Origin of the sequence: Rhodopseudomonas sp. (genome assembly GCF_048594845.1) — a bacterium.
Lineage (GTDB): Bacteria > Pseudomonadota > Alphaproteobacteria > Rhizobiales > Xanthobacteraceae > Rhodopseudomonas.
In genome coordinates this window covers 1-4,115 of the sequence record NZ_JBMDXE010000337.1, presented here as the reverse complement: position 1 = coordinate 4,115, position 4,115 = coordinate 1, and the positions used below count along the sequence as shown (strand labels likewise).

At 64.4% G+C, this 4,115-nt stretch carries 5 protein-coding genes and 1 pseudogene; all 6 read right to left on the bottom strand.

Features of this window, described 5'->3' with window-relative positions:
* Positions 1 to 148: light-harvesting antenna LH1, alpha subunit (gene pufA, locus ACOJTD_RS22695; RefSeq protein WP_420135107.1), on the bottom strand; the 148-nt coding region annotated here is incomplete at its 3' end.
* Positions 149 to 163: 15 nt separating this feature from the next.
* Entirely contained in the window at positions 164 to 361 is a 198-nt protein-coding gene (pufB, locus tag ACOJTD_RS22690; RefSeq protein WP_238734539.1) for a light-harvesting antenna LH1, beta subunit, read from the bottom strand.
* Between the two features lie 153 nt (positions 362 to 514).
* Positions 515 to 739, bottom strand: a complete 225-nt coding sequence (locus ACOJTD_RS22685) for a hypothetical protein (protein ID WP_420135106.1) — start codon at positions 737 to 739, stop codon at positions 515 to 517.
* Between the two features lie 77 nt (positions 740 to 816).
* A complete protein-coding gene (gene bchZ / locus ACOJTD_RS22680) occupies positions 817 to 2,265 on the bottom strand; it encodes a chlorophyllide a reductase subunit Z (RefSeq protein WP_420135105.1) in 1,449 nt (482 codons plus the stop codon).
* Positions 2,265 to 3,890, bottom strand: a complete 1,626-nt coding sequence (gene bchY / locus ACOJTD_RS22675) for a chlorophyllide a reductase subunit Y (protein ID WP_420135104.1) — start codon at positions 3,888 to 3,890, stop codon at positions 2,265 to 2,267. The genes bchZ and bchY overlap by 1 nt, the downstream gene beginning before the upstream one ends.
* Before the next feature lie 25 nt (positions 3,891 to 3,915).
* Positions 3,916 to 4,115, bottom strand: a pseudogene (locus ACOJTD_RS22670) (chlorophyllide reductase iron protein subunit X); the annotation flags it as partial.

The window sequence follows — 4,115 nt, the reverse complement described above, 5'->3', positions numbered from 1 at the left end:
TCTCAGCCGTCTTCTTCGGGCCGTCCAGCCAGTTGAAGCGGCTGGTGCTCAGCAGGATGAAGTGGATGATGATGGCCAGGCCGAACAGGAACACGAACAGCAGGACCAGCGCGCGACGCGGATCAAACAGAAGCCAAATACGCCACATGGTAATCGTCTCCCCTTAGCACAGATACGAAGTCAGCTGATGGACAGTGTCCATCGCGTAACCGGTGGCCTTCGGCAGCCACGGACGCCACATCCAGGCGAGGATGTGAGCAACCACAGCGACGACGATGAAGAGGAAGAAGCTCGTCACGAAGATCGAGTGGAATTCCTTGGCTTCCGCTTCGGAAAGTCCCGAGATGGAACCGTCACTCATTTGGTACACCTCCTAGTGATGGCCTTTCGGCCGACTCGCCGCCCGAAGTGAGGGCGGCAAACGAATGCCGTATCGTTTCCGAAACGACAGCGAGTTACCGTTTCGTTTCCGAGACGGCAGTGTTCCGTCCGGCGAAGCCGGACGAAATTCGAATTACATCCCCATGAACGAGGAGGTCACCAGAACGCTCGCGGCGTTGTGGGCCTCGCTGAACACGGATTGAGATTGTCCGCTTTGCTTGCGCCAGGGCATCGCCCGCGTGACGATCGCGCGCAGCAAGAACAACACGTAGCAGGCGCCGAACATCAGCTTGCATTCGATGGCGGCGTTATCCTGAAGCACTCTGGAGCGACGGCCGGTGTGGACGTAGTCGGACATCGGTTATCTCCTCACTCTGGGATTGCGCATATTTGGTCGCGACATTGTGAACCGCATTGTTCTAGCTCAAATCATCGTTACACCGATTGGCCGTCGAGCAGCGCAGCACGCGCTTTACTGACGAATTCGGTAGTGACTTTTTCCTGCCCGGCGCGGCGCGCGCTGTTCTCGGCGGCATCGCGCAGACGCTTCGCCGCGGAAATACGCACCAGCACCGGATGAGATTCGAGAACCTGGTCGAGCAGGGCTTTCGCCTCGTCGCTCCACAGCAGCTCCTCGTGACGGCGCGCCGGCGTCGGATCGACCCGATCGAGATCGCTGCCGAGCGGCAGGATGTTGAACAGCGCATCGAACAGCGCGTTGCAGACTTCCTGCACCAGATAAGTGGCGCCGGAGTAGCCCATGAACGGCGTGCCGGTATGCCGGCGAATCACGGCACCCGGGAACGACGCCGGGATGTACACCGCGCGTGCGCCGGCCTCGGCCAGATACATTCTTTCGTTGTAGCTGCCGAACATGATCAGCGGCGGCGTCTGCCGAATCGCAGCGCGGACCGCATCGTTGTCGGGCTTGACGCCGGCCTTGCGCGAGAACGCGAAGCTGCACGGCAGGCCCATTTCCTCCTCGAGGAAATGCCGAAGGCCGCGGGCATAAGTATCGGTCGCGACCACCGCGAAGCTGGCGGTGCCGAAGAAGTCCTGCGTCACCGAGCGCCACAGATCCCACAGCGGCTTGATGGTGGTGTTCTTCTCGCGCTCGATGAACGGCTCCGGATCGAGTCCAGTGAGTTCGCCGAGCTTGCGCAGGAAGCGCGTGGTCGAATGCAGACCGATCGGCGCCTGCAGATACGGCCGCTCCAGCGACTCGCACAGCAGCCGGCCGAACTCGCGATACATGCAGACATTGACGTCGGCATTCACCAGCTTGGGAATATCGGCGAGATGCGTGCCGAGCGGAAACACCATGTTGACGTCGGCGCCGATGCCTTCGATCAGGCGGCGGATCTCGGCGAGGTCCGACGGCATGTTGAAGGTGCCGTAGATGGGACCGATAATGTTAACGCGCGGCTTCTCGCCCTCTTTGCGGATCCGCTCCGGCACCTTCTTCGGGCCGTATTCCTTCCACAGCCACGAGATGGCGCGGTCGGCGCTCTGCCACTGATCCTCGTCGATGGTCCGCGGCAGGACGCGCTTGATGCCGGTGCCTTCCGGCGTGACGCCGCCACCGATCATTTCGGCGATCGAACCGGTGACCACCACAGCGGGCAAATACGGATCGAGCGCGCGGTGCGCGCGCTTCATCGCGCCTTCGGTGCCGAGCTTGCCGAGTTCTTCTTCACCAAGGCCGGTGACGACGATCGGTAGTTCGTGCGGCGGCAGCGCGTCGGTATAGTGCAGCACCGACGTCACCGGCAGGTTCTCGCAACCGACCGGACCGTCGATGATCACCTGCAGGCCCTTCACCGCGGGGAAGGCATAGACGGCGCCCCAATAGCCGCCGGCGCGATCATGATCGAGGACAAGCATCAGATCATCTCCTCCGCCTTGCGCTTCTTGGCCGCGGCTTCGATCTGCTTGCGATACTTGTCGCGGAACGCCGGATAGTCCTTCGGCGTGTCGTTCCAGATGCCGGCGCCCGGGCCCTGCCCGACGTCGCCGAAGAATTCCTTCATCTCGTCGAAGCGCGCCTGATTGGCGAGCGCCGCGTTGATCACCTGCGCCAGCGAACCGGCGCCGGCGACGCCGAACAGCGGCCGCGCCGAAATCAGATTGGTGAAGTACAAGGACGGGATCGCCATGGTCTTGGCCTTCTGCACCACCGGGGTGGTGCCGATCGCCAGATCCGGACGGAATTCATCGACCGCCGCGAAGTCCTGCTCGAGCGAGGCGCGGTACTGCACCCGCACGCCCTTGGCCTCGAGCCATTCGCGATCGAGATCGGACCACGGCGTGCGCGGCACCGCGGTGCCGACATAGGGCACGCGCGCGCCACTCTCGATCAGCAGCCGCGCCACCAGCAGTTCGGAGCCCTCATAGCCCGACACGGTGATCCGCGCGTCGCTCGGCGTGGCGGCGAGCGCGGCCGTGAGGGCCGGCAGGAAACGGTTCTGGGCTGCATCGATCTTGTCGCGCGACACGTTGCAGGCGGTGCCGATCGCTTCCAGCCAGGTCTCGGTGCCGTCGTGGCCGACCGGCGCCGAACCGACGGTCTTGCGGCCGGCGAGATCGAACTGACGAATCGAAGCCTTGTAGAACGGATGGATCGCGGCGACGACTTCGCAGTCGAGCGCCGCATACAGCTCGCGCCATTCGCGGGTCGGCACCACCGGACCGGCGGCGAGGCCGAGCGGCTCCAGCATCATGTTGATGCCGACCGGATCGGCCGGAAACATTTCGCCCAGCAGCGTCACGGTCGGCCGTTCGCTGCGGCCGCCGCGCGGCGCCTGTACCGGGCCCAGCTCGGCTTCCTTGCGGGCGTATTCGAGCATCGCGCCGGCGAGCACGTCCTTGGCTTCGGCATGAGTCGGCACGCCGAAGCCCGGCACGTCGATGCCGACGATGCGAACGCCGTTGATCTCGTTCGGCAGCAGATCGAGCGGCACGCCCGAAGCGGTCGGCACGCAGAGATTGGTGATGATGATGGTATCGTAGTGCTCGGGATCGGCGAGCTTGTACACCGCGTCGCGGATGTCCTCGAACAGCTTGCCGGTGACCAGCGTCTCCGAACTGAACGGCACGTAGCCGACGGTACGGCGCGCGCCGTAGAAATGCGACACGAAGGTCAGGCCATACACACAGCAGGCCGAGCCGGACAGAATCGTCGCGGTCCGCCGCATCCGCAGGCCGACGCGCAGCGAACCGAACGCAGGGCACATGCTCTGCGGCTGATCGTGCGGGCCCTTCGGATAGTCCTCGGCGTAGCGCTCGAGCAGCTCGCTCTTGCCGGCCGCCTGCGCGGCGGCCTTCATCTCGGCCGCGCCGGCGTGACATCCGAGGCCGTCGGTCTTGGTCGCCGCAACGTTGATCTCGGCCGACGCGCCGTCGGCAGCTGCGCCATCAGCAGCTACGCCATCAGGCATGGCCTCGCCATCGACCGGATCGGTGACGATCGATTCGCCGATGGGACCTGCATAGCGAGACATGACGTTCATGACGAAACTCCGGACCCGCTGCGCATCACACCGCGTCGTAGATCACTTCGAGCGACGGCTTGTTCAGCACCGCGGCGCCGCACATGTCTTCCATCGTGGCCGGCTGCAGCACGACATCGCGGCCGGTGACGTCGCTCGAGAACAGGCCGAGCAGACCGTCCTGGGTGAGCGGCTTCGGCCGCACCGGCGGCGCGGTGGCGACGTTCTCGGCAAGCGTCGCGAACA

What these genes read in the sequence shown, in the direction of transcription:
- bchY (WP_420135104.1), bottom strand. Translation starts at nt 3,890, where the DNA reads ATGAACGTCATGTCTCGCTATGCAGGTCCCATCGGCGAATCGATCGTC.
- ACOJTD_RS22685 (WP_420135106.1), bottom strand. Translation starts at nt 739, where the DNA reads ATGTCCGACTACGTCCACACCGGCCGTCGCTCCAGAGTGCTTCAGGAT.
- bchZ (WP_420135105.1), bottom strand. Translation starts at nt 2,265, where the DNA reads ATGCTTGTCCTCGATCATGATCGCGCCGGCGGCTATTGGGGCGCCGTC.
- pufB (WP_238734539.1), bottom strand. Translation starts at nt 361, where the DNA reads ATGAGTGACGGTTCCATCTCGGGACTTTCCGAAGCGGAAGCCAAGGAA.